Origin of the sequence: Caballeronia humi (assembly GCF_001544475.1) — a bacterium.
Classification (GTDB): domain Bacteria; phylum Pseudomonadota; class Gammaproteobacteria; order Burkholderiales; family Burkholderiaceae; genus Caballeronia; species Caballeronia humi.
The window spans coordinates 1-25,988 of the sequence record NZ_FCNW02000066.1 but is presented as its reverse complement, the minus strand read 5'-3'; the positions used below and the strand labels follow the sequence as shown (position 1 = coordinate 25,988).

At 61.8% G+C, this 25,988-nt stretch carries 22 protein-coding genes and 4 pseudogenes; 17 read left to right on the top strand and 9 right to left on the bottom strand.

Annotation, left to right across the window (positions count from 1 at the left end; translation table 11 throughout):
- The 5 genes and pseudogenes from AWB65_RS35990 to AWB65_RS30785 all read left to right on the top strand — a co-directional run.
- Nucleotides 1-90, top strand: a pseudogene (locus AWB65_RS35990) (electron transfer flavoprotein subunit beta/FixA family protein); the annotation flags it as partial.
- 12 nt (nucleotides 91-102) lie between these two features.
- Nucleotides 103-1,038 carry an electron transfer flavoprotein subunit alpha/FixB family protein gene (locus AWB65_RS30800; RefSeq protein WP_087670687.1) on the top strand — a complete coding sequence of 312 codons (936 nt, stop codon included), beginning with the start codon at nucleotides 103-105 and terminating at the stop codon, nucleotides 1,036-1,038.
- A gap of 13 nt (nucleotides 1,039-1,051) precedes the next feature.
- A complete protein-coding gene (locus tag AWB65_RS30795) occupies nucleotides 1,052-1,306 on the top strand; it encodes a hypothetical protein (protein ID WP_200821836.1) in 255 nt (84 codons plus the stop codon).
- Between the two features lie 182 nt (nucleotides 1,307-1,488).
- Nucleotides 1,489-2,889 (top strand): GntP family permease, encoded by a 1,401-nt coding sequence (locus AWB65_RS30790; RefSeq protein ID WP_087670686.1) that lies wholly within the window; start codon nucleotides 1,489-1,491, stop codon nucleotides 2,887-2,889.
- A gap of 162 nt (nucleotides 2,890-3,051) precedes the next feature.
- Entirely contained in the window at nucleotides 3,052-4,233 is a 1,182-nt protein-coding gene (locus AWB65_RS30785) for a porin (protein WP_087670685.1), read from the top strand.
- 142 nt (nucleotides 4,234-4,375) lie between these two features.
- Here the strand turns inward: AWB65_RS30785 and AWB65_RS30780 are convergent, their stop codons facing one another.
- Entirely contained in the window at nucleotides 4,376-6,598 is a 2,223-nt protein-coding gene (locus tag AWB65_RS30780; RefSeq protein WP_087670684.1) for a TonB-dependent receptor, read from the bottom strand.
- A gap of 232 nt (nucleotides 6,599-6,830) precedes the next feature.
- On the opposite strand from AWB65_RS30780, the gene AWB65_RS30775 reads away from it, so the two are divergent.
- Nucleotides 6,831-7,211 carry an ATP-binding protein gene (locus AWB65_RS30775; protein ID WP_235007879.1) on the top strand — a complete coding sequence of 127 codons (381 nt, stop codon included), beginning with the start codon at nucleotides 6,831-6,833 and terminating at the stop codon, nucleotides 7,209-7,211.
- 369 nt (nucleotides 7,212-7,580) lie between these two features.
- On the opposite strand, the gene paoC is transcribed toward AWB65_RS30775, so the two are convergent.
- The 5 genes from paoC to AWB65_RS30750 form a co-directional block, all read right to left on the bottom strand.
- Nucleotides 7,581-9,782: an aldehyde oxidoreductase molybdenum-binding subunit PaoC gene (gene paoC, locus AWB65_RS30770; RefSeq protein WP_087670683.1), complete on the bottom strand. Its 2,202-nt coding sequence runs from the start codon at nucleotides 9,780-9,782 to the stop codon at nucleotides 7,581-7,583.
- 4 nt (nucleotides 9,783-9,786) lie between these two features.
- Complete coding sequence (locus AWB65_RS30765) at nucleotides 9,787-10,737, bottom strand: FAD binding domain-containing protein (protein WP_087670682.1); 951 nt, start codon at nucleotides 10,735-10,737, stop codon at nucleotides 9,787-9,789.
- A complete protein-coding gene (gene paoA, locus AWB65_RS30760; protein WP_087670681.1) occupies nucleotides 10,734-11,387 on the bottom strand; it encodes an aldehyde dehydrogenase iron-sulfur subunit PaoA in 654 nt (217 codons plus the stop codon). The genes AWB65_RS30765 and paoA overlap by 4 nt, the downstream gene beginning before the upstream one ends.
- A gap of 196 nt (nucleotides 11,388-11,583) precedes the next feature.
- The gene (locus AWB65_RS30755) at nucleotides 11,584-12,330 is read right to left on the bottom strand and encodes an SDR family oxidoreductase (protein WP_087670680.1); all 747 of its coding nucleotides are present in this window, start codon (nucleotides 12,328-12,330) and stop codon (nucleotides 11,584-11,586) included.
- A 189-nt stretch (nucleotides 12,331-12,519) separates the two neighbouring features.
- Complete coding sequence (locus AWB65_RS30750; protein ID WP_087670679.1) at nucleotides 12,520-13,416, bottom strand: LysR family transcriptional regulator; 897 nt, start codon at nucleotides 13,414-13,416, stop codon at nucleotides 12,520-12,522.
- A 105-nt stretch (nucleotides 13,417-13,521) separates the two neighbouring features.
- Between AWB65_RS30750 and AWB65_RS30745 the strand changes: the two genes are divergently transcribed.
- Both AWB65_RS30745 and AWB65_RS30740 read left to right on the top strand, forming a co-directional pair.
- Nucleotides 13,522-14,505 (top strand): aldo/keto reductase, encoded by a 984-nt coding sequence (locus AWB65_RS30745; RefSeq protein ID WP_087670678.1) that lies wholly within the window; start codon nucleotides 13,522-13,524, stop codon nucleotides 14,503-14,505.
- Nucleotides 14,502-14,708 (top strand): hypothetical protein, encoded by a 207-nt coding sequence (locus tag AWB65_RS30740; protein ID WP_200821835.1) that lies wholly within the window; start codon nucleotides 14,502-14,504, stop codon nucleotides 14,706-14,708. The genes AWB65_RS30745 and AWB65_RS30740 overlap by 4 nt, the downstream gene beginning before the upstream one ends.
- 63 nt (nucleotides 14,709-14,771) lie before the next feature.
- Here the strand turns inward: AWB65_RS30740 and AWB65_RS30735 are convergent.
- Nucleotides 14,772-14,972: pseudogene (locus AWB65_RS30735) on the bottom strand (IS3 family transposase); the annotation flags it as partial.
- A 40-nt stretch (nucleotides 14,973-15,012) separates the two neighbouring features.
- Complete coding sequence (locus AWB65_RS30730) at nucleotides 15,013-15,900, bottom strand: LysR substrate-binding domain-containing protein (RefSeq protein ID WP_087670677.1); 888 nt, start codon at nucleotides 15,898-15,900, stop codon at nucleotides 15,013-15,015.
- 124 nt (nucleotides 15,901-16,024) lie between these two features.
- Between AWB65_RS30730 and argH the strand changes: the two genes are divergently transcribed.
- From argH to AWB65_RS30695, 7 genes are read left to right on the top strand one after another with little or no spacing between them, the layout of a single operon-like run.
- On the top strand, nucleotides 16,025-17,452 hold the full coding sequence (gene argH / locus AWB65_RS30725) for an argininosuccinate lyase (RefSeq protein ID WP_087670689.1): 1,428 nt from the start codon (nucleotides 16,025-16,027) through the stop codon (nucleotides 17,450-17,452).
- Nucleotides 17,446-18,324 carry an amino acid ABC transporter permease gene (locus AWB65_RS30720; protein ID WP_087670676.1) on the top strand — a complete coding sequence of 293 codons (879 nt, stop codon included), beginning with the start codon at nucleotides 17,446-17,448 and terminating at the stop codon, nucleotides 18,322-18,324. Before argH ends, AWB65_RS30720 begins: the two co-directional genes overlap by 7 nt.
- A 12-nt stretch (nucleotides 18,325-18,336) precedes the next feature.
- A complete protein-coding gene (locus AWB65_RS30715) occupies nucleotides 18,337-19,101 on the top strand; it encodes an amino acid ABC transporter ATP-binding protein (protein ID WP_087670675.1) in 765 nt (254 codons plus the stop codon).
- Between the two features lie 33 nt (nucleotides 19,102-19,134).
- Nucleotides 19,135-19,971: an ABC transporter substrate-binding protein gene (locus tag AWB65_RS30710; protein ID WP_087670674.1), complete on the top strand. Its 837-nt coding sequence runs from the start codon at nucleotides 19,135-19,137 to the stop codon at nucleotides 19,969-19,971.
- A complete protein-coding gene (locus AWB65_RS30705; protein WP_235007877.1) occupies nucleotides 19,958-20,797 on the top strand; it encodes a polysaccharide deacetylase family protein in 840 nt (279 codons plus the stop codon). The genes AWB65_RS30710 and AWB65_RS30705 overlap by 14 nt, the downstream gene beginning before the upstream one ends.
- A complete protein-coding gene (locus AWB65_RS30700; RefSeq protein WP_087670673.1) occupies nucleotides 20,794-21,672 on the top strand; it encodes a polysaccharide deacetylase family protein in 879 nt (292 codons plus the stop codon). Before AWB65_RS30705 ends, AWB65_RS30700 begins: the two co-directional genes overlap by 4 nt.
- Nucleotides 21,669-23,060 carry an MmgE/PrpD family protein gene (locus tag AWB65_RS30695; RefSeq protein ID WP_087670672.1) on the top strand — a complete coding sequence of 464 codons (1,392 nt, stop codon included), beginning with the start codon at nucleotides 21,669-21,671 and terminating at the stop codon, nucleotides 23,058-23,060. The genes AWB65_RS30700 and AWB65_RS30695 overlap by 4 nt, the downstream gene beginning before the upstream one ends.
- Nucleotides 23,061-23,353: 293 nt before the next feature.
- Here AWB65_RS30695 and AWB65_RS30690 read toward each other — a convergent pair whose 3' ends face one another.
- Complete coding sequence (locus tag AWB65_RS30690; protein WP_087670671.1) at nucleotides 23,354-24,469, bottom strand: sensor histidine kinase; 1,116 nt, start codon at nucleotides 24,467-24,469, stop codon at nucleotides 23,354-23,356.
- 131 nt (nucleotides 24,470-24,600) lie between these two features.
- On the opposite strand from AWB65_RS30690, the pseudogene AWB65_RS37785 reads away from it, so the two are divergent.
- Both AWB65_RS37785 and AWB65_RS35980 read left to right on the top strand, forming a co-directional pair.
- Nucleotides 24,601-25,428 (top strand): annotated as a pseudogene (locus AWB65_RS37785) (alpha/beta fold hydrolase); the annotation flags it as partial.
- Nucleotides 25,429-25,806: 378 nt separating this feature from the next.
- A pseudogene (locus tag AWB65_RS35980) lies at nucleotides 25,807-25,988 on the top strand (hypothetical protein); the annotation flags it as partial.

Here is a 25,988-nt window from a genome sequence, read left to right as displayed (position 1 = left end):
GCCGAGCCGCCCAAGCGCTCCGCCGGTGTGATGGTGCCGGACGTGAAGACGCTGGTCGAAAAGCTGAAGAACGAAGCGAAAGTGCTTTAAGAGGAGACAAGCATGGCAATTCTGGTAATCGCAGAGCATGACAACGCATCGATCAAGGCGGCGACGCTGAACACCGTTGCAGCGGCCACGAAGATCGGCGGCGATATTCATGTGCTGGTCGCAGGCGCGAACGCGCAAGCCGCAGCGGACCAGGCCGCAAAAATCGCAGGCGTATCGAAAGTCCTGCTCGCCGATGCCCCGCAACTCGCCGATGGACTGGCTGAGAATGTCGAAGGAACGGTGCTGAACATCGCGAAGGATTATTCGCACATTCTCGCGCCCGCTACCGCTTACGGTAAGAACATCGCGCCGCGCATCGCGGCGCATTTAGATGTCGCGCAAATCAGCGATATCACCGCAGTGGATTCCGTCGATACGTTCGAGCGCCCGATCTATGCCGGTAACGCAATCGCCATCGTGCAATCGAGCGATCCGATCAAGGTGATCATCGTCCGCTCGACGGGTTTCGATCCGGTGGCGGCCGAGGGCGGCAGTGCATCGGTGGAGAAGATCGAAGCGGCTGCTGACGCAGGCATCTCCCAGTTCGTTACCCGAGAGCTCACGAAGCTGGATCGTCCGGAACTGACTTCAGCTTCGATCATCGTGTCGGGTGGTCGCGGTCTGGGCAACGGCGAAAACTACACGAAAGTTCTGGAACCGCTCGCGGACAAGCTCAACGCGGCGCTTGGCGCATCGCGTGCAGCGGTCGATGCAGGTTTCGTCCCGAACGATTACCAAGTCGGCCAAACCGGCAAGATCGTCGCACCGCAGTTGTACGTGGCAGTCGGCATTTCAGGCGCGATCCAGCACTTGGCCGGGATGAAAGACAGCAAGGTCATCGTCGCGATCAACAAGGACGCGGAAGCGCCGATCTTCGGCGTCGCGGATTACGGCCTCGTAGACGATCTCTTTTCAGCGGTGCCTCGACTCGTCGAGGAGCTGAGCTAACTCGCAAGAAAACATGCTGTTGATTTCTCACGACAACGTTCGGAACGAAGCGGCAAAACGCGCCGACAAGGACGATGCGTCGCTCTGGCGCTGGTTCTCCGAACTCTACGACGAAGGAAGGATCCGCTGGTGTAGATCCGCGCAGGGCTGGCTGGTCAGCGTAGATCACAAGCATCTCGCGACCGAAACTGAGTTCGATGCTGCAATTCGAGTTTCGCGCGAACGCTACCACGCCGGTCAAGTCAAGCGGATCAAACCTCGTCGGTGAGGCGTTCGTCCGCGCTTGAACGCGGGACGGGCAATTCAAAGCGGTTTTGATTATTCACCCATGAACGGTGAAGGATGCCTCACGCACTTATTGAACGTGCGAGAGAGAACTGCACGTCCCGACGCCTGAAAGAAGTTTCAGGCGTCGGGACGCCAAAATAATACTCAGGAGCGGAGACCCGTATGGCTTTGTTAATTGTTATTGCTGCATTGTGCTTTCTGATGCTGGCCGCATATCGCGGATATAGCGTCATTATCTTCGCACCGATCGCAGCGCTTGCAGCGGTGCTACTGACGGAGCCTGCGGCCGTTGCTCCGGTGTTCTCCGGCATCTTCATGGAGAAGATGGTGGGGTTCGTGAAACTGTATTTCCCTGTATTTCTGCTGGGTGCCTTATTCGGCAAGGTCATCGAGATATCGGGCTTCGCCGCGGCTATCGTCGCCGCCGCGATTCGATACATCGGCCGCTCGCGCGCAAACGTAGTGATCGTCGTGGTGTGCGCACTACTCACCTATGGCGGCGTTTCGGTATTCGTCGTCGTGTTCGCTGTTTATCCGTTCGCGGCAGAGCTCTACCGTCAGAGCAACATTCCCAAGAGACTGATGCCCGGCGTAATCGCACTCGGTGCGTTCTCGTTCACGATGGATTCGCTGCCCGGCACCCCGCAGATTCAGAACATCATCCCCACCACATTTTTTAAGACCACCGGCTGGGCTGCTCCCGCGTTGGGAACGATTGGTTCTCTATTCATGATCGTCGTCGGCCTGATCTATCTGGAATGGCGGCGTCGAAGCGTAATGGCCAAAGGAGAAGGCTATGGAAACGTGCTAGTGAACGAACCCGAGCGTGTCACGGCTGTTGTCCTGCCCAATCCTTTCCTCGCGATCATGCCGCTCGTATTGGTGGGCGTCGCGAACTTTCTGTTCACGAAATGGATCCCGGTCTGGTATGGCGCGTCGTACACCGTGGCGCCGCAGGTTCTTCCTGGCGTGCACGTTCCGGTGACGACTTCGATCAAGACCGTGACCGCTATCTGGTCGGTCGAAGCCGCGCTGATTCTCGGGATCGCTCTCGTGGTGTTCACGGCCTATCGCCGCGTGTCCGGGGCGCTTGCGGACGGCACGCGGGCGGCGGCGGCGGGCGCCCTGCTTGCGGCGATCAATACCGCATCCGAGTATGGATTTGGCGCGGTGATCGCGGCGTTGCCTGGCTTCGTCGTCATCAGTGACGCGCTAAAGACGATTCCGAACCCGCTCGTCAATGCCGCGGTGTCCGTGAGCACCCTGGCCGGCATTACGGGTTCTGCCTCGGGTGGCATGAGCATCGCACTCGCCGCTACGTCGGACCTATTGATCAGGAACGCACAGGTTGCGCATATACCGATGGAAGTACTGCATCGGGTAGTCGCAATGGCAAGTGGCGGCATGGACACACTACCGCACAACGGCGCGGTGATTACCTTGCTGGCGGTGACCGGCCTGACGCATCGACAGTCCTATCGAGAGATTTTCGCAATCACGCTGATCAAGACGCTCGCGGTGGCTTTCGTGATTGGTGTCTATTACGCAACTGGCCTCGTCTGAGAAAAGCTCCCCGGGTCACCTGGTTCCCGCTTTCCTCAAACTCGCGTACTCACTTGCAAGTGTGTGTCGGCGTTTCCATTCGCTGATTTTCTTTACTCCGCTCCAGGTTCCTCCTTTAGCGGTTGCCTGATTTCAAATAAAAACTTTACGGAGATCTTTAGAATGAAGAAGTCACCTCTCGCGGGGATCGCGCTGAGCGCGCTCAGTGGCATCGCCTGCGCGCAGAGCAGCGTGCTGTTATACGGCATCGTAGATGAAGGCATTCAATTCAATAGCAACGCGGGTGGCAAGCGTCAGTACTATTTCGCAAGTGGGGAACTGAACGGTAGCCGCTGGGGACTGCGAGGAACCGAGGACCTGGGCGGCGGATTAAAGGCCATCTTCGTGCTGGAAAACGGGTTCGACGTGAACACCGGAAAGCTGGGACAAGGGGGCCTTGAATTCGGTCGGCAGGCATACGTCGGCCTGTCGAGCAATGTCGGCACTGTCACCCTTGGCCGTCAATACGACTCGATCGTCGATTATGTCGGGCCGCTAGAGGCGGGCGATCAGTGGGCGGGATATCTTGGGGCCCATCCGGCAGACAACGATAACTTCAACAACACCAATCGCGTGAACAACGCGATCAAGTACACAAGTCGGACCATCGGCGGATTCACTTTCGGCGGCATGTACAGTCTCGGCGGTGTGGCCGGCGACGCTACGCGCAATCAGATATGGTCGCTTGGAGGAGGGTATGTGAATGGCCCACTGACCTTAGGGGTGGGTTATTTGAATGTCCGAAATCCCAACGTCTCATTCTACGGATCGGGCGGCACGGTAGCGCCCTCGACGGCCGGTGTTCCAGGCTCTAATTTCGGCGATTCTCCAGTCATCTCTGGGTACGCTTCGGCGCACACTTTGCAAGTTGTGGGTACAGGTGCGGCTTACACATTCGGCGCCGCAACGATCGGGGCGACGTACTCGAACACAAAGTTCAAAGACCTTGGTGACACGACCTCGGGCCCCGTGCCTGCGGGAGGAATCAGCGGCACCGCCACGTTGAACAACGCAGAACTCAACTTCCGCTATCAGTTGACACCCGCGTTTTTGATGGGTGCCGGATACGTCTTCACGAAGAGCAGCGGGGTGGATGGTGCAAGCGGTGCCAGGTACCACCAGGGCGCACTTGGCGTCGACTACTTTCTTTCGAAACGTACTGACGTGTATCTCGTCGGCGTCTATCAGAAGGCGAGTGGCACGGATTCGACTGGAAGAACAGCGGCGGCCTCGATCAGTCAGATCACGCCTTCCAGCACGAATCGACAGGCAGCGTTGCGTGTCGCCATGCGACACAAGTTCTAAGCGCTTAGGGTTACCGGATCGGCGTTCATAAATCAATAACGCTGTTCCTTGAACAAGCTGCCCGAACAGGCCAATCGCTGTCGATGCAAAGGGATGTTTCGGACCTCGGAACCTGCAATATTTCCGGGGCCCGAAACCGACGTCACTGGTAGAAGTTGAGCGTCAGCATCGCCGAACGGCCGGGCGCCCACGTCGCGTAGATCGGATAAGCGGTCGAGAAGTACTTCTTGTCGAAGATGTTCTGGACGTTCAACTGCAGATCGACCGACTTCGCGACCCGGTACGTCGCGACCGCATCGAAGCGTGCGTAGCCCGGGATCCATTTGCGAACGGTGGGCGAAACCGAGGCGTAGGTGAGACTTGATATCGTCGCTCCGCCGCCGATCGACAGCTTCGGCAGCACGTCGTAATACGTCCAGAGCGTGAAGTTGTGCTTCGGCACCATCACCATCGGCAGACCCGATGCGCTGATCGCCGCGGGACCGGCATCGACCGTGATCGCATCGAGGTACGAGTAGCCGCCGAACACGCTCCACTTGTTCGTGAGATTCCCCGCGAACCCGAGTTCGACACCGCGCACCCGCTGCGTGCCCGCGTTGACGACGCCGCCCAGTCCGTCGCTCACGCGCGCGTTGGTCTTTTCGGTCTGGAAGATCGCCGACGTCAGGGAAAGGCGCTGCTCGAGCACGTCCCATTTCGCCCCGACCTCGATGTTCCGGCTACGTTCCGGCGACAGATCCTGGTTCGTCACCGTGATCTGGTCGGTGCCGCCGCCAAGGCCTGCATTCGAGCCCGGCGGATTCGACGATGTCCCGTACGACGCGTACAGACTGACCGAGCGCACCGGCTTGTAGACGAGACCGAGCTGATAGCTGAACAGGTTCGAGTCGTTCTTGAGGTCGGGGCTGCCGGCCTGGATCGCTGTCACGTCATAGCGGTCGAAACGCGCGCCAGCGTTGAAGATCCATTGATCGGTGATATTCACGCTGTCGAAGAGGTAGGCCGATGCGACGTTCGTCTGCGTGTGGGTCGCGGCGCCCGGGAAGGTCTTGTCGCCGTTCAGCAGGACGCTGCCGGTCCACGGATTGTCGGGATTCCACGGCGCGTTGAACGGCGTGCAGTTGTACGCGACGCTGCACGGGCCGCCGGTTCGCATGTTATTGCCCGCGCTGTCGGAGACCAGATAGCCTTCGTACAGACTCTTTTCGTGGCTGAACTCGATGCCGCCCGTGAGGCTGTGCTGCATCCCGAAAATCGACGCCTTGCCCGTCAGTTCGGTCTGGTTGGTGATGCTGTTCGTCGCGTACTTGCCGCTCTTCGCCTGCAGGCTGAGGATGTTCGGGTTCGCGTTGAGAAATTGCGGGTTCGTCGCGATGTAGTCGAGCGTTGCGCGCCCGAACATTGTCGTGTTCTTCAGCTTCCAGTCGTTGTTGAAGCGGTGCTCGACGCGCACTTCGCCGGTGTCGGTCTGTCCGTATCGATAGTCGCGATCGTTGAGGCCGTAGAACTGGCCGCGGCTCCGATAGGCGGGCGTGCCGCCGCTCGCGCGAAACGGTGCGCTGAAGTCGGGCATGTCGTACGAATTCAGGTGGTAGTAGCTAACCGTGACGGTGGTTGGACTGTTCAGCCCGAACGCCACCGACGGCGCCACGCCCCAGCGGCGGCTGTAGACATCGGTGCGTCCCGCCTGGTCCGCGTCGTGGCCCATCACGTTCAGGCGCACGGCGGCGGTGTCGCCGAGCTTGCGGTTTGCGTCTAACGTCACGCGCTTGTAGCTGTCCGTCCCGAGGCCGACGCTTCCGTTGATGAAGTCCTCGTTCTTCGGCGTCTTCGTAACGATGTCGATGCTGCCGCCCACCGCGCCGCGTCCCGCATACACCGAGTCGGGACCCTTGATGACGCTGATCGATTCGACATCGAACGTCTCGCGGTTCTGCACGCCGGAGTCGCGAATGCCGTCGACGAAGATCGAATTGCGCGATTCGAAGCCACGAATCACAGGTCGATCGGCCGAAGGGTTGGCCGCCGCGTCGCCGCCGAGGAAGGTGATGCCGGGCACCGTCTTGAGCGCATCGGCGAAGGTCGTCGCGTTGGTCTGCTTGATGAGTTCCTCGGGGATCACCGTCACGGAGCGCGGGGTGTCTAGCAGCGGTGCGGTGAACTTGTACGAGGGCAGCGTCTTCGTTTGCATCTCGGACGGCGCCGCCTTGACAACGACGGCGGGCAGGGTGGTTTCGCCCGGCGCGTCGGCTTTGTCGGCAGCGGCGGTTTGGGCGACCGCCTGTGCGGGAGAGAGAAAACTGGCGCAGTAAAGCGCGCCGACGGACGCAAGCGTGCGTGTCCGCGACTTCAGAAGTGGGGGCATGGCGTGAGTAGACAGGACGGAGAAAGCGGATGTGCCGCGTTCGGTTTGAACGGTCGAAATCGCGGTTCATCTACGCCGCAAATGCGATTCATTCGCAATTGCGGCGCAAGTGTAATTTTGTTTAATAATTTTGTAAATATCTTTTTAAGAACTGAGAAATAAGCAGGACGAGGTTGGCGTCCCTGTCTAATCAGCCGCGGCGCTCTATGAGCCCGCCGCCGAAGACCGGCAGGTGTCGTTCACGATACGGCGCGCCCGCGCGCAAGCGTTCGAGATGCAGGGCGACGCGAGCCTGCTGTTCGAAGCGATCGCCAATCTCACGGAGAATGCGATCAAGTTCGCACCCGCCGGCGGGACCGTGCTGCTCAAACTGTTTCGTGACGAGACCGGCATGGGCGCGCGCGTCGCCGATGACGGCCCGGGCATCGCTCACGAGGAGCGCGATGCGGTGCTGAGGCGCTTTTATCGAGGCGAGGCGAGCCGCCCTACGCCGGGTAACGGGCTGGGATTGAGTCTCGTCAGCGCCGTCGCCGGTATGCACGATATGGAGGTGCGCTTCGACGATGTCGAACGCGGAAGCAGTATCGCACTCGTCAAACGGAACGATGGTTAGCGGCTCCAAATCCGTGTGACGCGAGAAACAGCACGTTGTCATCGAGTCGAAACAGGCTTCTTCGCAATCAGGTTTTGAGCGGTGGAGGATAGTCGAGTACTCGAACACCCGTCGCGTTAAAGACAGCGAGCGTAAATCGTCAGGCTTACGCCGCAAATCGAGAGTTATCGAACGCACTTCGCCTTCGTCGGCGAAAAAAACACGGATTGGTTGCTGACCCTACAGCATGTAGCCTCGCAGCACTCGGGTGTGATCTTCCTATTGGATCCGGTACGGCAAGCGCTGCAGCGCGTGTCCGGTTCAAGTCTCTAGCTTCTTCATTGTGCAAATCCGCCGCACGCCATCGTTCCTTTGGCGTGGGCGGCGCGGTCACCAGGTCGCCACCGGCATCTTCGCAATCAGCTTGTCGAGGGTGACCGGATAGTCGCGTACCCGCACGCCCGTTGCGTTGTAGACCGCGTTCGCAATCGCCGCGCCTACGCCGCAGATCCCGAGTTCGCCGACTCCCTTTGCCTTCATTGGCGAGGAAATCGGATCGGTCTCGTCGAGAAAGATGACTTCCTGACTCGCGATATCGGCATGCACCGGCACCTCGTAGCCCGCCAGATCGTGATTGACGAAGTAGCCGATGCGCCGGTCGACTGCGAGTTCTTCCATCAATGCCGCGCCGACGCCCATCGTCATCGCGCCGATTACCTGGCTGCGCGCGGACTTCGGATTCAGGATGCGGCCGGCCGCGCACACCGCGAGCATGCGCCGCACGCGGATTTCGCAAGTCGCGGCATCGACGCCGATTTCCACGAAATGCGCGCCGAACGTCGATTGCTGAAATGTCTTGCTCAGTTCGCCAAATTCGATGAAATCCTCCGCGACGATGCCACTCGCACCCGCCACCGCGCCGATCGGCATGCTGCGCTCGCCCGAGCGGACTTGTCCGCCCTCGAACTGCGCGGCGGCAGGATCGAAGCCTGCTTTTTGCGCGATGGCCTCGCGCAGCTTGACGCACGCGGCGTATACGCCCGCCGTCGAGCTATTGGCGCCCCACTGGCCGCCCGATCCCGACGACACCGGAAAATTCGAATCGCCCAGTCGCACGACGACCCGGTCGATCCCTACGCCCATCATCTCGGCCGCCGTCTGCGCGATGATCGTATAGCTGCCCGTGCCGATATCGGTCATGTCGGTTTCAACGGTAACGATGCCCGCGCCATCCACGCGCACCCGCGCGCCAGATTTTGTCACCTGATTGTTCCGGAACGCCGCCGCGACGCCCATGCCGACGAGCCATTGCCCGTCACGCACCGCACCCGGCCGTGCGCCGCGCGCCTTCCAGCCGAAGCGCTCGGCGCCGGTGCGCAGGCACTCGATGAGCCGCCGCTCGGAAAACGGCCGCTGGGGCTTCTCGGGATCGACCTGCGTGTCGTTGATGATGCGCAACTCGACCGGATCGATGCCGAGTTTCTCCGCCAACTCGTCCATCGCGATTTCGAGCGCCATCAGTCCCGGCGCTTCACCGGGCGCGCGCATCGCGTTGCCTTCGGGCAGGTCAAGCGATGCAAGCCGCAGCGCCGTCATGCGGTTCGCGCCTGCGTAGAGGAAGCGCGTCGGCTGGACGGCGTTCTCCGGCTTGCCACCTTCGATGTCGCCTGACCAGCTTTCGTGACCGATCGCGGTGATCTTGCCGTCGCGCGTCGCTCCGATGCGGATGCGCTGGATCGTGGCAGGGCGATGCGGCGTGTTGTTGAACATCATCGGCCGCGTCAGCGCCACTTTGACGGGACGCCGCGCCGCGCGCGCGCCCAGCGCGGCGAGCAGGGCATCGGCGCGTATGAACAGCTTGCCGCCAAAGCCGCCGCCGATGTAGGGCGAAATCAGCCGCACGTTTTCCTTGGGGATGCCGAGCGTCAGCGCGATGTCGCCACGGCTCCAGTCGATCATCTGGTTCGAGGTCCAGAGCGTGAGGTGATCGCCGTCCCACACCGCCATCGACGCATGCGGCTCCATCATCGCGTGCGCCTGGTCGGGCGTGGTGTACGTCGCGTCGAGTTGCACGGGCGCGTTGGCGAACGCGCCCGCGAAATCGCCTACCGATGATTCGGGCGTGCCGGTCTTGGGCTTAAGCGCGGAGTCGCGGCTGTTCGCGAGATCGAACGCGCCTTTTTCCTGGACGTAACGCACGCGCACGAGTTGCGCGGCCGCGCGCGCCTGCTCGAAGGTTTCGGCGACGACAAGCGCGACCGCCTGATGATAGTGCTGGATCTCCGGGCCGCCGAGCAGCCGCGCGTTGTTCCACTTGCCCTTGCCGAGCTTGCCGGCGGAGTCCGCAGTGACGATCGCGATCACGCCCGGCGCGCGCCGCGCTTCGGTGACACTGATCGAGAAAATACGGCCCTTGGCGATCGCCGAACCGATCACGTAGCCGTAGGCCTGGTTCGGCACGGCGTTGTGCCACTCGTAGGCGTAAGGCGCGGTGCCCGTGGTCTTGCGCGGTCCTTCCACGCGATCGAACGGCTGGCCGACGATCTTCAATAGATCGATCGGATTGGCGGAGGCGGGGGTATCGAATTTCATGTTCTCATCCCTTTGCCTGCAGGAGCACGGCACCAAGCGTGCGTTCGGCGAGCGTCAATTTGTACGCGTTTTCATCGGTCGGTTTCGCGTCGGCGAAGAGACGATCGGTGACGGCTTTCGCGCCGTGCGGCATCTGGGCGTCTGCGGCCTCGACGCGCCACGGCTTGTGGGCCACGCCGCCGAGCGCCACGCGCCCCGTTCCGTGCGGCTGAACGATCGCAGCGACCGACACCAGCGCGAACGCATACGACGCGCGATCGCGCACCTTCCGATAAAGCTGCACGCCGCCGACGGGCTTGGGCAACGTCACCGACGTGATCAGTTCGCCGCGCTCGAGCACCGTCTCGATATGCGGCGTGTCGCCGGGCAGACGATGGAAATCGGCGATCGGGATCGTCCGCGCTGAGCCATCCGGGCGCACGGTCGCGACGCTGGCATCGAGCACGCGCATCGCGACGGCCATGTCGCTCGGATGCGTGGCGATGCACGCGTTGCTCACACCGACCACGGCGTGCTGACGACTGAACCCGCCGATTGCCGAGCAGCCGCTGCCGGGCGAGCGCTTGTTGCATGGCTGATTCGTATCATAGAAATAGGGGCAACGCGTGCGCTGAAGCAGATTGCCGGCGGTCGTCGCCATGTTGCGCAGCTGGCCGGACGCGCCCGCGAGCAGCGCCCGCGACAGCACGCCGTAATCGCGCCGCACGCGCGGATCGGCGGCGAGATCGGTATTGCGCACGAGCGCGCCGATGCGCATTCCGCCATCCGGCGTCGCCTCGATCCGGTCAAGGCCGAGGCCGTTGACATCGATCAGATGCGTGGGCGTTTCGATGCCGAGCTTCATCAGGTCGAGCAGGTTTGTCCCGCCCGCGATGAACTTGGCACCGGGCGTATTCACCGCGGCCGCGGCCGCTTCGGCGGCGGATCGCGCGCGTTCATAGGAAAAGGCGTTCATGCCTTGCTCCCAGCCACTTCCGCGATGGCGACCGCGATGTTCGAATACGCCCCGCAGCGGCAGATGTTGCCGCTCATGCGCTCGCGGACTTCGGCGGCCGTCGTCTGGGGGCGGGCGGTCAGGTCAGCGCTGACATGGCTCGGAATGCCCTGGCGGATTTCGTCGAGCACCGCCACGGCCGAGCAAATCTGCCCGGGCGTACAGTAGCCGCACTGGTAGCCGTCGTGCTTCACGAAGGCTGCCTGCATCGGATGAAGGTCGTTGCGCGTGCCGAGCCCTTCGATGGTGGTGACGTTCGCGCCCTGTTTCATCACGGCGAGCGTCAGACACGAGTTGATGCGACGCCCATCGACGATCACCGTGCAGGCGCCGCACTGGCCGTGATCGCAGCCTTTCTTGGTGCCGGTGAGGTGCAGGTGTTCGCGCAGGGCGTCGAGCAGGGTGGTGCGCGTGTCGAGGTCCAGGTGTTCCAGCTTGCCGTTCACCTTCAACGACAGCTTCGACGTGACGGGCGCGCGAGCCGCTGCAGAAGAGGCGCCCGAAGCAGCGTTCTGCGCTCCGGCGAGCGGCGCGGCGATGGCCGTCGCGGAGGCCGCTCCCATCTTCAACAAGTTGCGGCGTGAGATCCTGATGTCGCTTAAGTCTTCCATTGTCGAATCCTTGTCTGCTGACAGGTTCATAAAGCGAAGTTGCCGCGACGGCTCGTCGTACCGCGTGGCCGCCGTGTCGACTAGCCCGGAAATGCTTTCATCTAGATTACAGGACAGCCCGCGTCGCAACTAGCCGCCTCGTTTTGCAAGAGGTTGTGAGCCAGATTCAATAATCACGATTCGGGCGCTCTGCGCTTCACAATTCCTGGCTAGTCGGCCTGAAAAGGACCTCATTCACATCGACGTCCTCTGGCTGGCTCATTGCGAACGCCACCACGCGCGCGAACGATTCCGCAGGAATCGCGAACTGCTCGTAGAACTCGTGGATTCCCTTGGCGACGTCGGCTTCGGTGACGCTGTCGGGCAGTTCGGTGGCGACCGCGCCCGGCGAGATGATCGTCGTCCGGATGTTGTAGGGCTTCACTTCCTGGCGCAGGCCTTCGGAAATTACGCGCACGGCCGTCTTGGTCGCGGCATACACGGCGCTCCCCGGACGCACCTTGTGTCCCGCCACCGACGACACGTTGATGATGTGCCCGCTCTTTTGCACCTTCATGTGCGGCAGGGCCGCGGCGATACCGTAGAGCACGCCCTTGAGATTCACATCGATCATGCGGTTCCAGTCGTCCAGCTTGCCGCGCTCGAGGAGCGAGTGCGGCATCAGGCCAGCGTTGTTGATCATCACGTCGATTCGTCCGTAGGTCTTTACCGTGGTATCGACGAGATGTTGGACCTGGGCGGCGTCGGTGACATCCGTCTTGATCGCGAGCGCCGTTGCGCCGTTTGCGACGATGCCGTTCGCTAATTCGTTGATGCGGTCGATACGCCGCGCGCCGAGAACGACCACGGCGCCTTGCGATGAAAGCAGACGGGCCGTCGCTTCGCCGAGGCCGCTGCTCGCGCCTGTGATCACGACCACCTTGTCCTTGATGTTGTCCGTCATGGTTCGATTACCTCTTGTGGAATTGCGCGAAGGGCGCGTTCGCGTCGCTCGCGGTGATACGAACCGGATGATGTCCACGTCGCACTGGAAACCTTCGATGTTACGGACGCCGCGTCGCGAGCAGAAGCCCGGAAACGCGCATGCCCTTATGCGAACGGCTCACAAATCGGGCCACGGCACACCTCGCTATCAGCGATTTGTCCAATCCCGCACCGCTTCAGCGAACAGCTTCAGCGCAGCCGGCGGATGACGATTGGCGGGGTAATAAAGGCAAAGGCCGGGAAACGACGGACTCCACTCCGGCAGCAACTGAATAAGCCGCCCCGACGCCAGCAGGTCTTCGACGAGATATTCCGGCACCCACGCCACGCCGATACCGGCGAGCGATGCTTCCACCATCAGGTTCAGGTTGCCGAGCGTCATGGGGCCGTCCACGTCGACGCTCGCGCTTTTGCCCTGATGTTCGAGGTCCCATCGATACAGCGCCCCGCTCTCGAAGCGAAAGCGGATGCAGCGATGGCGCGCGAGATCGTGCGGCTCCTTCGGCCGCTCACGGGTCCCAAGATATTCCGGCGACGCCACCGCGATAAACCGCATATCCGCGCCGAAGCGAATCGCGATCATGTCGCGCGGCACGTCCTGAAGCACCCGGATGCCGGCATCGAAGCCATCGGCGACGATGTCGACGAGACGCGTATCGACGACGAATTCGACGTGGATATCCGGGTACGTCGCGAGGAAATCCGGCAGCACGTTGCGCACGAGTGCCTTGGCGGCAGACTCGGACGCACTGATCCGGATCGAACCCGAAGGACGGTTTCGCGCGGACGTGACTTCATTCACCGCATCTTCGAGATCGGTGATGGCGGGCCCGACGCGGCGCAAAAGCTGCTCGCCCGCTTCGGTCAGCGCGACGGATCGCGTGGTCCGGTTGAAGAGGCGCACGCCGAGCCGCTCTTCAAGCCCGCGCATCGCGTGGCTGAGCGCTGAGGGCGACACGCCCAGCGTGCGAGCGGCGGCACTGAAGCTGCGCTGCTCGGCGATGGCGACGAAAACGTTGAGTTCGGATAGACTCGCGCGCGACATAGATGAATTTCTCTCAATACCTCATGCAATTCTAGACGTATTGTTGAGTACGCTACAACAGCCTAAGCTTCAACTCTGCTCATCGGCACGACAAGGAGAAGCAACGTGGAAAAGCGCAAATTGGGTAACGGCGGGCTGGAAGTGTCGGCGATCGGACTCGGCTGCATGGGCCTGAGCTTCGGCTACGGCCCGGCGACTGAAAAGAGTGAAGGTATCAAGGTGATCCGCGCGGCGTTCGAACGAGGCGTCACCTTCTTAGATACCGCCGAGTGTTACGGCCCGTTCGTCAACGAGGAACTGGTCGGCGAGGCCGTCGCGCCGTTTCGCGACCAGATCGTGATCGCGACCAAGTTCGGCTTTCAGGACGGCGACTCGAAGAAACCGCTCGACAGCCGCCCTGAGCGCATCCGCGCCGTCGCGGAGGCATCGCTCAAGCGGCTGAAAACGGACCGCATCGACTTGTTCTATCAGCATCGTGTCGATCCGAACGTGCCGATCGAAGACGTCGCCGGCACGGTGAAGGATCTGATCGCGGAGGGGAAGGTCAAGCACTTCGGACTGTCGGAGGCGGGCGCGCAGTCGATCCGCCGGGCGCACGCCGTGCAACCGGTCGCCGCGCTGCAAAGCGAATACTCGATGTGGTGGCGCGAGCCGGAGCGGACCGTGCTGCCGACGCTGGAAGAACTGGACATCGGCTTCGTGCCGTTCAGTCCTCTGGGCAAAGGCTTCCTGACGGGTGCCATCGATGCGAGCACTACTTTCGACAAATCCGACTTCCGCAACGTGGTGCCGCGCTTCTCCGAGGAAAACCGCAAGGCGAACGCTGCACTCGTCGAGGTACTGGGGCGGATCGCCGAGGGGAAAGGCGCGACGCGCGCGCAGATCGCGCTCGCCTGGCTCCTCGCGCGCAAGCCGTGGATCGTGCCGATTCCGGGAACCACGAAGCTGCATCGGCTGGAAGAGAACGTTGGCGCGGCGGAGGTGGAGTTGTCGGCGGACGACATGAGTTCAATTGAGGCGGCCTTGCAGCAGATCGAGGTGATCGGCGATCGCTATCCGGCGCATCTTCAGAAGCGCGTGGATCGGTGAGGTCGAGCCGCTCTTTCGAAGGCGAGCACAGCCTACGCATTCTCGCGATCTTCAGCATGCTGATGGCGTTCGCGTCGATATCGACGGACCTGTATCTGCCCGCTCTCCCTCCAGTGGTCGCGGCGCTGCGTGCCGGGCACGGCGCAGTCGAGCTGACGATATCGGGCTATCTGATCGTCTCCAGTCTGGGACAGTGTCGGTAGGGCCGATCGGCGACCGATATCGCCGTCGTCTGCCAATAGCGGCCGGGCTCGTGCTGTTCGTCATCGGCTCGACGGGCTGGTCACGCTCAGGCTTTCCTGTTGCATCAAACGCCGCACAACTCTCTCCGAGAGGGAAACTTCCTGCTTACCCAGCGCGACCTGTATCCGACGATAGCCATAGCAACGGTAACTGAGACCAAAGATCTCTGTGATGGCACGCCGCGCAGCAGCGTACTTGTCAGATATCCGTAGTCGTGCCCCGTGCCGTCAGCCGGTGAGGGTTCGTCTTCCTTCTGTGCTCCCACTAAGCCTCTCCCCGCACCTTGCCCTCCAGCCAGAACACGAACGCCGACGCCAGCGGTGCCTCTGCGAGTTCGGGCCGCCGAACGATGTGATACGGATGCCGCGACGGCACCGTCGCCTTGAAGGGCCTCACCAGCGTACCTTCGGTGAGGTCGTCCCGCACTGAGATGCTGTCGCCGAGCGCGACGCCTTGACCGTGCAACGCGGCCTCGATCGCGATATGCGCGTTGCCGATTTCCAGCACGCGCATCCGCTCGGGCTTGTCCACCGACGCTTCCATCAACCAGCGCATCCACGATCCGCGATGCTCGCAGAAGAGCGCGTAATGGCGCAGGTCGTCGCCGGAGCGGATCGCCTTCGGGCCGTTCATCAGCGCGGGGCTGACGACGGGAAAAAGCGTCGGGTGTTCAAGCAGGGTCACGCTGCGATCGCGCCACTGCGCTTCGCCATAACGCACGCAAACATCGACATCGGGTGAATAGACTTCTTTGTCGTCGTTAGAAGGAATCACCTTCAGATTGACCGCCGGATACTGCCGCAGAAAGTCGCCGATATGCCGCGCAAGCCAGCGCGACGTAAACGACAAAGGCGCCGATATCACCAGATCCCCGGCAATTATGGGCGAGCCCACCTTCACGAAAGCCGACGCGATCATTTCGAACGCGGCGCGCACGGATGGCAAGAGCGCCTCGCCATCGGGCGTGAGCTTGAGCCGCGCTCGCGAGCGGGTGAACAGCGCGACGCCCAGCGACTCCTCGAGCACGCGCAACTGGTGACTGACCGCGCTCGCGGTCACGTTCAATTCTTCGGCCGCCTTCGCGACGGTCGCGTGGCGCGCCGTCGCCTCGAATGCACGCAGCGGATTGAGCGGAGGAAGTCGACTTCGCATGAACGTCCGGCTGTTGAGATGCTGAGAAAAACTTGATTAGATCAGAACCAAAATCTCGCTACAAAGAAAAAAATTGACGGCCTATGCTGACTTCACTCTAACGAAGACGAGGCACGAGATGAAGGTGAACGACGGTACTGAACGACTGTGGGGCGGACGCTTCAAATCGGCTCCGGCGGCCGAACTGACGGCGCTCTCGCGCTCCGAAGCGAGCTTTTTTCGCCTCGCACCCTACGATCTGGCCGGCTCCCGCGCCCATGCTCGCGAACTGAACCGCGCCGGCATCCTCACCACCAACGAAGTGCAGCAGTTGTTGGCCGAGATGGAGCGCGTGCAGGCGGAATTCCTCGAAGGCACGCTGGCCCCGTCGATGCATGATGAGGACGTGCATACGTTCCTCGAGCGCGTATTGACCCAGCGTCTGGGCGCAGCGGGTGCAAAGCTGCGCGCCGGCCGCTCGCGCAACGACCAGGCGGCGAACGATCTGCGCCTTTTCCTGCGTGACAAGGCCCGTAAGCTCGCCCTCGACGTCATTGCGCTGCAACATGCGCTGGTTGCGCAGGCGGAGACGCATGTGCGCAGTATCAGTACCGGCTTCACGCATCTGCAGCCCGCACAACCGGTGGTGTTCGCGCATCAGCTGCTGGCGCACGCGCAGTCGATTTATCGCGACGTCGATCGGCTGAAGGACTGGGATCGCCGCAGCGCGCGCTCGCCGCTCGGTGCCGCCGCGCTGGCCGGCTCGGCGATCTGCGTGAACCCGGCGCTCTCGGCGACCGAACTCGGCTACGACGCGCCGTGCGAGAACTCGATCGATGCGGTCGCTTCGCGTGATCACGTCGCCGAGTTCCTGTTCATCACGAGCATGCTGGCGGTGAACCTGTCGCGGCTGTCTGAAGAAGTGATCCTCTGGACCTCGCGTCAGTTCCGCTGGGTCGAACTCGACGACGGCTACGCGACCGGCAGTTCGATCATGCCGCAGAAGAAGAACCCCGACATCGCGGAACTGACGCGCGGCAAGGCCGGGCGCCTGATCGGCAACCTGAGCGGCCTGCTCGCGACGCTCAAGTCGCTGCCGCTCGCGTACAACCGCGATCTCGCGGAAGACAAGACCGCCGCGTTCGACAGCATCGATACGCTCGGCCTTGTGCTCCCCGCGATGGCCGGCATGATCCGCACGATGCGCGTGAACGTCGAGGAATTGCGCAGGCAGGCTCCGCTCGGCTTCACGCTCGCCACCGAAGTAGCCGACTGGCTCGCGCTCAAGGGTATTCCCTTTAGCGAGGCGCATGAGATCACCGGCGCGCTGGTCCGCGTCTGCGAAGAACAGAAGATCGAATTGGGCGATGTATCGGTCGAAACGCTCGCCGCGATCGATCCGCGCCTCGACGCGAGCGTGCTGGAGCGCGTCCAGCTCGACACGGCGGTAGCCGCGCGCAGCGGATTCGGCGGCACGGCGCCTCTTCGTGTCGAAGAGCAGATCGCGCGCCTGAAAACCGCGCTCGATACGCAACTCGCGTGGGCGCACGAATACGGAGGTCCGACATGTTGACTGCAGCGGAACAGGCCGAGCGCAGCGGCAAAGTCGTGGCGGCCGAACAGCCGACACTCGAACGCGTGCGCCGCAAGTACTGGGGACGCTACGTGGCATCGGCGGCGATTGTCGTCGTGATCGGCTATATCGTGGTGGCGTTCGCTCGCGGGCAGATCGAATGGCAGTACGTCGGGCGCTTTCTCACGGCGCGCTCGATCCTGATCGGCCTCGGCAACACGATCGTCATGACGATTCTCGCCATGGCGGTGGGCATCGCGCTCGGCGTCGTCACGGCCGTGATGCGGCTTTCGAGCAACCCGGTGCTGAGCACGATCTCGCAAGGCTATGTGTGGCTCTTTCGCGGCACACCGGTGATTTTGCAACTGCTGCTGTGGTTCAACCTCGCGCTCGTCTTTCCTAGCATTGGCATTCCGGGCGTGTTCGCGTTGCGCACCGTCGACGTGATGACACCTTTTCTTGCAGCGATTCTTGGCCTTGGCATCAACCAGGGCGCCTACACGTCGGAAGTGGTGCGCGCCGGATTGCTGTCGGTCGATACGGGACAGTACGAAGCCGCGAAGGCGATCGGCATGCCGCGTTTGCAAGCGTTGCGCCGCATCATCCTGCCGCAGGCGATGCGGGTGATCGTCCCGCCGATCGGCAACGAGCTGGTCGGCATGGTCAAGCTGACGTCGCTCGCGAGCGTGATCCAGTATGCGGAAATGCTGCACAACGCGCAGAACATCTACTACGCGAACGGTCGTGTGATCGAACTGCTGATTGTCGCGGCGATCTGGTATCTCGCGGTGGTCACGGTGCTGTCGTTTCTGCAAACGCGTGTCGAGCGGCGCTTCGCGCGCGGTGCGGGCAGGCCTTCGAGCCGGCATTGAGGAGATGAAGCAATGAATCCAATCGTTCGTGCCGTCGATGTACGCAAGTCGTTCGGCGAATTCCAGGCGCTCAAGGGCATTACGCTCGATGTCGAGACAGGCGAGGTGTTGTGCGTGATCGGGCCGTCGGGGTCGGGCAAGAGCACGTTCCTGCGCTGCATCAACCAGCTCGAAGCGATCAGCGACGGCGCGTTGTGGGTCAACGGCGAACTGCTCGGCTTTCGTCAGTCCGGCAACAAGCTGCATGAATTGTCCGAGAAGCAGATCGCGCGGCAGCGGCTTGCGACTGGCATGGTGTTTCAGCGCTTCAACCTGTTTCCGCATATGACGGTGTTGGAGAACGTGATCGAAGGTCCTGTACAGGTGCTCAGGCGAGCGCGCAACGAAGCATGCGACGAAGCGCGCGCACTGCTTGAGCGCGTGGGCCTCGGTCACAAGTGCGATGCGTATCCGGTCGAATTGTCGGGCGGGCAGCAGCAGCGCGTGGCGATAGCGCGCGCCCTCGCGATGCATCCGGAATTGATGCTCTTCGATGAACCGACCTCCGCGCTCGATCCCGAACTCGTCGGCGAAGTGCTTGCCGTGATGCGCGATCTCGCGAAGAGTGGCATGACGATGATCGTCGTGACGCACGAACTCGGCTTCGCGCGCGAGGTTGCGAATCGCGTGGTGTTCATGGATCAGGGGCAGATTGTCGAAGCAGGGCCGCCTGAGCAAGTCCTGTCGCAGCCGCGTCAGCGCCGAACACAGGATTTCATTTCCGCCGTGCTGGCGTGAGCCTTTACACACTTCACCAGAAGCGAGTCCTCCATGAAAGCATCTTTGCGTTTGCGTAACCTGTTGGCGCTGTCGGCCGTTGCCATGCTGTTTCATGCAGGCGCCGCCGATGCCCAGACGCCCGCGCTGGGCAAGAAGGAAATCGTCGCCGCAGTCGTGCCGAACTATCCGCCGTTCGAGTTCAAGGACCCCGAAACCGACAAGCTCACCGGCTTCGACATCGATCTCGGTGAGGCGCTCGCCGCGAAGATGGGCGTGAAGATGGTCTGGTCGGAGACGAGCTTCGACCAGATGATGAGCGCGCTCGCGACGAATCGCGTCGACATCATCCTCTCGGGCATGACGGATTTGCCGGATCGCCGCGCGTCGGTCAACTTCCTCGACTACATCAAGAGCGGCCCGCAGTTCTATGCGCTGAAAACCCGCGCTGGGGACATCCCGAACATGGAAGCGCTGTGCGGAAAGAAGGTCGGTTCAAGCAGGCGCACGTCCTTTCCGGCGAATACCGCCGCGTGGAGCGACGAGCATTGCGTGAAGGCGGGCAAGCCGCCGATCACGGTCGTCGGCACGGACGGCTCGTCGGATGCCCGGATGCAGTTGCGCCAGGGCAGGCTCGATGCGGCCGTGCAGGGCGGCGAGACATTGCCATATCAGAACAAGATCGATCAGAACGCGTATGTCAGCATCGGGGCGCCGTTCATGGCGCAGTACACCGGCATCGGCATGGCGAAGGGCAACACGACGCTCAATGCCGCGGTGACGAAAGCTTTCGAGCAGATGATCGCCGATGGCACGTATCAGAAGATCCTCGCGAAGTGGGGCTTGCAAGAGCAGGGCGTTCAGAAGGCCGTGATCAATGCGAGCAATTGAGGCGCTCGTTCCGCGCTGGCCGGAGGGCAAGCGCTCGTGCGTCGCTCTCGCCTTCGACCTCGACGGACCGACCGGCGGCGCGATGCTCGACGGTTCGATCTGGCGCAATCCGTCGTACTTCACACTCGGCGCGTACGGGCCGTGGCGAGCGCTCGGCAGGATTCTCGACGTTCTGGCCGGGCGCGACGTTCCGGCCACGTTCTTCGTGCCCGCGTGGGTGATCGAGAACTGGCCCTCGCAATGCCGCGCGATCGTCGAGCGCGGGCATGAGGTCGCGTATCACGGCTACATGCACGAGGCGTTCTGGACGCTCACGCCCGACGGGCAGCGCGAGGTCATGGCGAGTTCGACACGCATCTTCGAACGATACCTCGGCGTGCGGCCGGTCGGTTTCCGGACGCCCTCGGGCGACTGGAGCGCCGAGACGATCGGCATTCTCGCCGAATACGGCGTGCGCTATTCGAGCTCGATGCGCGGCGACGACCGGCCTTATGTGCTCGATGCGAAGAGCGGCCTCGTGGAGATCCCGGCGCGTTGGGAACTGGACGACTATGCGTCGCTCGCGTACCAGCGCAATCCGGATTACCCGGCGGGACTGGACCGCATCGCGAGCTACGATGCGACGCTCGATAACTGGTGCCGCGAGTTCGACGGCTCTCACGATGACGGACTCTGCATGACCACGTTGTTTCATCCAAAGGTGTCGGGCAAGCCGGGGCGGATCGCATTGCTCGAAGGCTTCGTCGATCACGTGCTGCAGGCGGACGATGTGTGGTTCGCTTCTTGTTCGGAGGTCGCCGACTGGTGGATCGAGAGCAAACAATGAACCAGGAAAGATGGCCTGAAGGGGCGCGTTCGGCGGTCGTGTTGACCGTCGACTTCAACGACGATCTCGGCGTTCGTACGCAAGTGCCGGCGATCGAAGGCCGCGAGAAATCGTTGTCGGTGTGGCGCTATGGAGCGAAGCGCGGCGTCGACCGACTGCTCGAAGCGCTCGATGAGTTCGATGTGCCCGCGAGCTGGTTCGTGCCGGGCCGCGTGGCCGAGACGCATCGCGAACTCGTCCGGCGTATCGATGTGGCGCGGCACGAAATCGGCGTCAGCGGCTATCGATGCGAAGACTTCGATGTGCTCGGTCTCGATGCGCAGAAGCAAGCGTTCGACAGGGGACACGCCACGCTCGCCGATACGATCGGCCGCAGCGCGCAGGGCTTTCGCTCGTTCACCGGCAACTGGGCGCCGGGCTTTGCGTCGTATCTGCGTGACCGGGGCATCGCGTGGTCGTCGTCGTGGCGTGGCGACGATCTGCCTTACTTTCATCACGACGCGCGGCTGATCGAACTGCCGTTGCACTACGAGCTCGAAGACGAGCCCTACTTCGCGTTCAATCTCGCGCCAGCGGTGCCGGTCGGACAGTCGCGTATCGCCTCGTATCGCGAAGTGCTCGGTAACTGGAAGCACGACTTCGACGCGTTTCATCGCTTCGGCCTGTGCTTCGTGATGCGGCTGCATCCGGAGATCATCGGCACGGCGGGGCGCATCGGCATTCTGCGCGAACTGCTCGCGACGATGCGCGCGCGCGACGATGTCTGGTTCGCGACCGGCTCGCAAGTCGCGCAATGGTGGCGCAGTCGTCGCAATGCCAACGAGCCGGGGCATCCGGTGGAAATCTACGAACGACACAGGAGCGTCCTTCGATGAACGTGCGGGATTTGTCGCTCTCTGAACGCGTCGCGCGCTTCGTCGCCGATACCGCGTACGAAGATTTGCCTGCTGCTGTCGTCGCGAAGGCAAAGCGTCATATGCTCGACACGCTTGGCGCTGCGCTCGCGGGCGCGCACACTGCGCAATCGCGTCAGGCGCGCGGAGTAATGAACGCACCGGGCGGTGCCGTCGTGTGGGGCACGACAATGTCGGCGAGCGCACGCGATGCCGCGTTCAACAACGGTGTCGCGGCACACGCGCTCGAACTCGACGACTCCGGTGGCTGCGATCACTCGGGCGCCGTCGTGCTGCCCGCTGCGATCGCGGCTTTGTCCTGCTTACAGCGGCCTGTGTCTGGCAAAGAGTTCGTGACCGCGGTCGTGCTCGGCTACGACGTGGCGCGCCGGGTACTTGAAGCGTGCGGCGGCTACGCAGCTCACAACGGCCGGGGCTGGCACTCGACGATGACCTGCGGCGTCTTCGGCGCGGCGGCAGCGAGCGCGAGATCGCTGGGGCTCGACGCTTCGGGCATCAGCGCGGCGCTTGGTCATGCAGCGAGTTTTTCCGGGGGACTGTGGGCATTCATCCACGATGGATCGCAGACCAAGCGTCTGCACTCGGGGCGGGCGGCGGAGGGCGGCTTGAGCGCCGCGCTGCTTGCGGCGAGCGGCGTGACGGGGCCTACGCAGATCTTCGAGGACGGTTGGGGCGGTTTCTTGCGCGCGTTCGCACAGGATACGCAGCAGCCCGAGGCCCTTACGGCGGAACTCGGTGCGACGTGGAAGATCATGCGCTGTTCGATCAAGCCTCACGCGTGCTGCAGAAGCACGCACGCAGCCGTCGATGCGACGCTTGCGCTGGCTGCTGACGGTAAGTCAGTGACACACGTGCATGTCAGACTTAGCGCGTTCGTCAACGGGATGTGCGGCGACCGGCGACCCGTGAATCTGGCATCGGCCCAAATGAGCATGCCTTACGCGATCGCAGCGTCGCTTGTGTTCGGTGACGCGAATATCGAATCGTTTCTCGAAACGCGACGCAATGATCCGCGAGTGCACGCCATGATGGAGCGCATCACGCTGGAGCCTGACGAATCGATGGCGGATCTCGATGAACCGGAAGTCACCGTGACCTACGCGGACGGAAGCGCGCGATCGTGCCGCATCGAAATTCCACTCGGCGACCCGCGCAATCCGCTCGACGATGCACGGCTCTTTGCGAAGTATCGATCGCTGGCACAAGTTTCGATCGGGGAGGTGGAAGCCAAGGGGCTTACGGACTTCGTGCTCGGTATCGATGACGTATGTGACGTTAGGGCTATTTCGACCATGCTCCAGACTCAAGAGGCACGACGAATGGACTCGTCTGTTCTGGAGATTGCGTAGTTCGAATTCTCTCGGTCTGCATAGTGCTGGATCTGATCATTGCTGCATGGGCTTTCAGCAAGAAAGCGGCACGAACACTATGCTGGGACGCCGAGCCGGTAAGTTGCTTTTATTTTACATAAAGGAATTTAGCGGGTTTGCCTAAGGATTCCTAAAGAAGGTATTTTATCGGCCAGACGGCGGAGCCACGCCAGCGATCTGCGCCTCGGCCATGGTGATGCTGCGATGCGCACCGTTGTTGATGGTCGTGTAACCCGCGTCAGTTGCGTCTCGCCTCGGACAGGGATCGCCAGTCATACACTCCGCGGTAAATGCACTGCAAACACGGTCGCGATCTGGTCAGACCGTCCTTCAATTGCGCCGTGATGGGCTTTGGCAATTTCGCTCGCGATAAACAGGCCGAGTCCAAGGCCGCTCGCGTTTTTTTTCTCCTGCTCCGGACCTCTGCTGAGCGGGTCGAAAATCCGTTCCAGCGTCTGCTCATCGATGGCGGGACCGCTGTTCGTGACTTCAAGACGAACTTCCGCGTCATGACCGGTCACTACCACGCGGACCGGCTGGTCCAGCGCGCCGTACCTTATCGCATTGATCACAAGATTCGTAAGCAATTGCTGTAGGCGCAACCCGTCCCAGACACCCAGCAGGTTACCCCTTAGCTCAAGCTCGATGAGTCGATCGGGATTAGCCGCGCTCAACTGATCCACCACGTCGCCAAACACGGTGGCCAGATCGACGTCGCCAGGAGCGATGTTGATGCCCAATCCAAGTCTGGTTCGGTTGAAATCGCAGAGATCATCCAGCAGTGCGTTCATGCGTGCACCGCTTCGAATTAGTCGGGCTGCGGCTCCCGATACCTTCTCCCCGGCGTTCAGCGCCGCCAGATACGTCGAAGTCGCCTGGATGGTCTGCAGCGGACCACGCATATCGTGCCCAAGCATCCCAAGCAACAGATTGCGAGCCTGCTCTACCTGCGCATCGAAAAAACTCACCGATTCCGCAACCGCCTGATCGATCGCTTCGTTAAATCGGATAATGTCAACCGGATCCGTGACCACCCGCTGACATTCGTCTACCCACAAACGCAGGACACTGGCGCGCAGCGCACGGTACTCAGCCACCATCTGGTTGATGTTGAAGCCACCACGCGCCCGCAGAAGAGCGTGTGTTTGCGCAGCGGTTTCCGGCGCGTCGATTGACTTTGGGGCCCGCCCCATCGACTTTTCGCGTTGAGCATCAGTGGTTTGCGGCGTCGATAGATCTTTGGCCACGGCCTGCAGGATCTGCTGGGCGTGGTCGCGCAGGGCGAGCGAGTCCATGTTTTCCGCGGCCGGCAACAGGGTTGCTGCAAATGCCTCCCATTCCATCAAAATGCGTCCCATGTCCTGCAAGATGAAGTCAGCTAGTCGCATGTCTGTCCCGACAGAAATCGTGCGCGCGAAAAAATACTCTAAAGAAGAATCCATCTTACCCGGTTGACGGTGACTCCGAGCGCTACGGCTGCGCTGCTGTCCGAAGCTTCCGCGTGTCGGCCGCGCGACGTAAAGCCGGTCCTGCGAACGGCCCGGTCGTGATTCTGCTGCACAGCTCGCCTTACGACATCCACAGTTTCGCCGACGTCACACCGCTGCTCGTGGCGCGGGGCTATCGCGTGATCGTGCCTTATCTGCGCGGCTATGTGGCTCGACGCCGCTTCCTTTTTGCCGACATCTCGCGCAACGGACAACAGGCGGTGGTGGCGGTGGACATCGTCGCGCTCATGGATGCGCTGAAGATTCAGCAGGCCACGTTCGGCGCATTCGACTGGAGCGCACGGCCCGCCAATCTCACCGCGGCGCTGTGGCCCGAGCGCGTGAAGTCGATGGTGTCCGACAGCGGCTACCTGATCGGCAGTCAGAAGGCGAATGAAGCGCCGTTGCCGCCGAAGGCCGAGTTCGCGTGGCGGTATCAGTTCTATTTCGACCGAGCGCGGGAAGGTGGGCTACGAGGCAAATCGTCGAGATTTCAACAAGCTCATCTGGCAACTGGCGTCGCCCAAATGGGACTTCGATGACGCGACGTATGACCGCTCCGCGAGTGCGTTCGATAACCCCGATCACGTCGCGGTGGTGATTCACAACTATCGCTGGCGACTCGGGCTTGCGCAGGGCGAGCCGCGATACGACGCACTCGAGCAGCGCCTCGCCACCGCCCCGTCGATCAGTGTTCCGACCATCACGATGGAAGGCGATGCCAATGGCGCGCCGCATCCCGATCCATCGGCGTATGCGCGGAAGTTCACGGGGAAATACGCGTATCGCACAGTGCAGGGCGGCTCGAGCACAACCTGCCGCAAGAAGCGCCGAAAGCGTTCGCGGAGTCTGTTATCGACGCGAACTTGAATGTGAGCGCGAGGCATCGTCGTCTACCGAAAAATTCGCCCAATTCAATCGGCAAGAAATGCCGATAACTTATTACCGTTGTTTGTGTTGGTTGATCTTTCGGTTTTCGATATTTCCAAACTTAAGTGAATCCCTACGTCCTACTCAAGTATTAATTGCTAGTCGAGCGCGCTGCACCCGAAAAGGTTTTCCTATTCATTGAATAAGTAAGCAGATTTTTCGCGCGCGTTCACCGCTCGACGGGTTTTAACCTATTTTCATACGTAAAAAAGTGTAACGAAGACAGGTAAAATCGATATGGTTATAGTTCAGTTCATTGAACATAACGGTCTTACTTACCTATCGTGAAAAACACAAAAGAAAACAACATGGAAGTTTTTACTCGTTCCGACGACGCGACACCTTTCTCGCGCCGCAGGTTTTTGTCGATGCTGATGGCCGGCGCGGGTGGCGCGGCGCTGACGGCATGCGGAGGCGGGTTTGATTCCACCGATGCATCGGGCGGGCTCCCGGCCGACGTGTCCAAGGCGAGCACGGTTTCGCTCTCCGG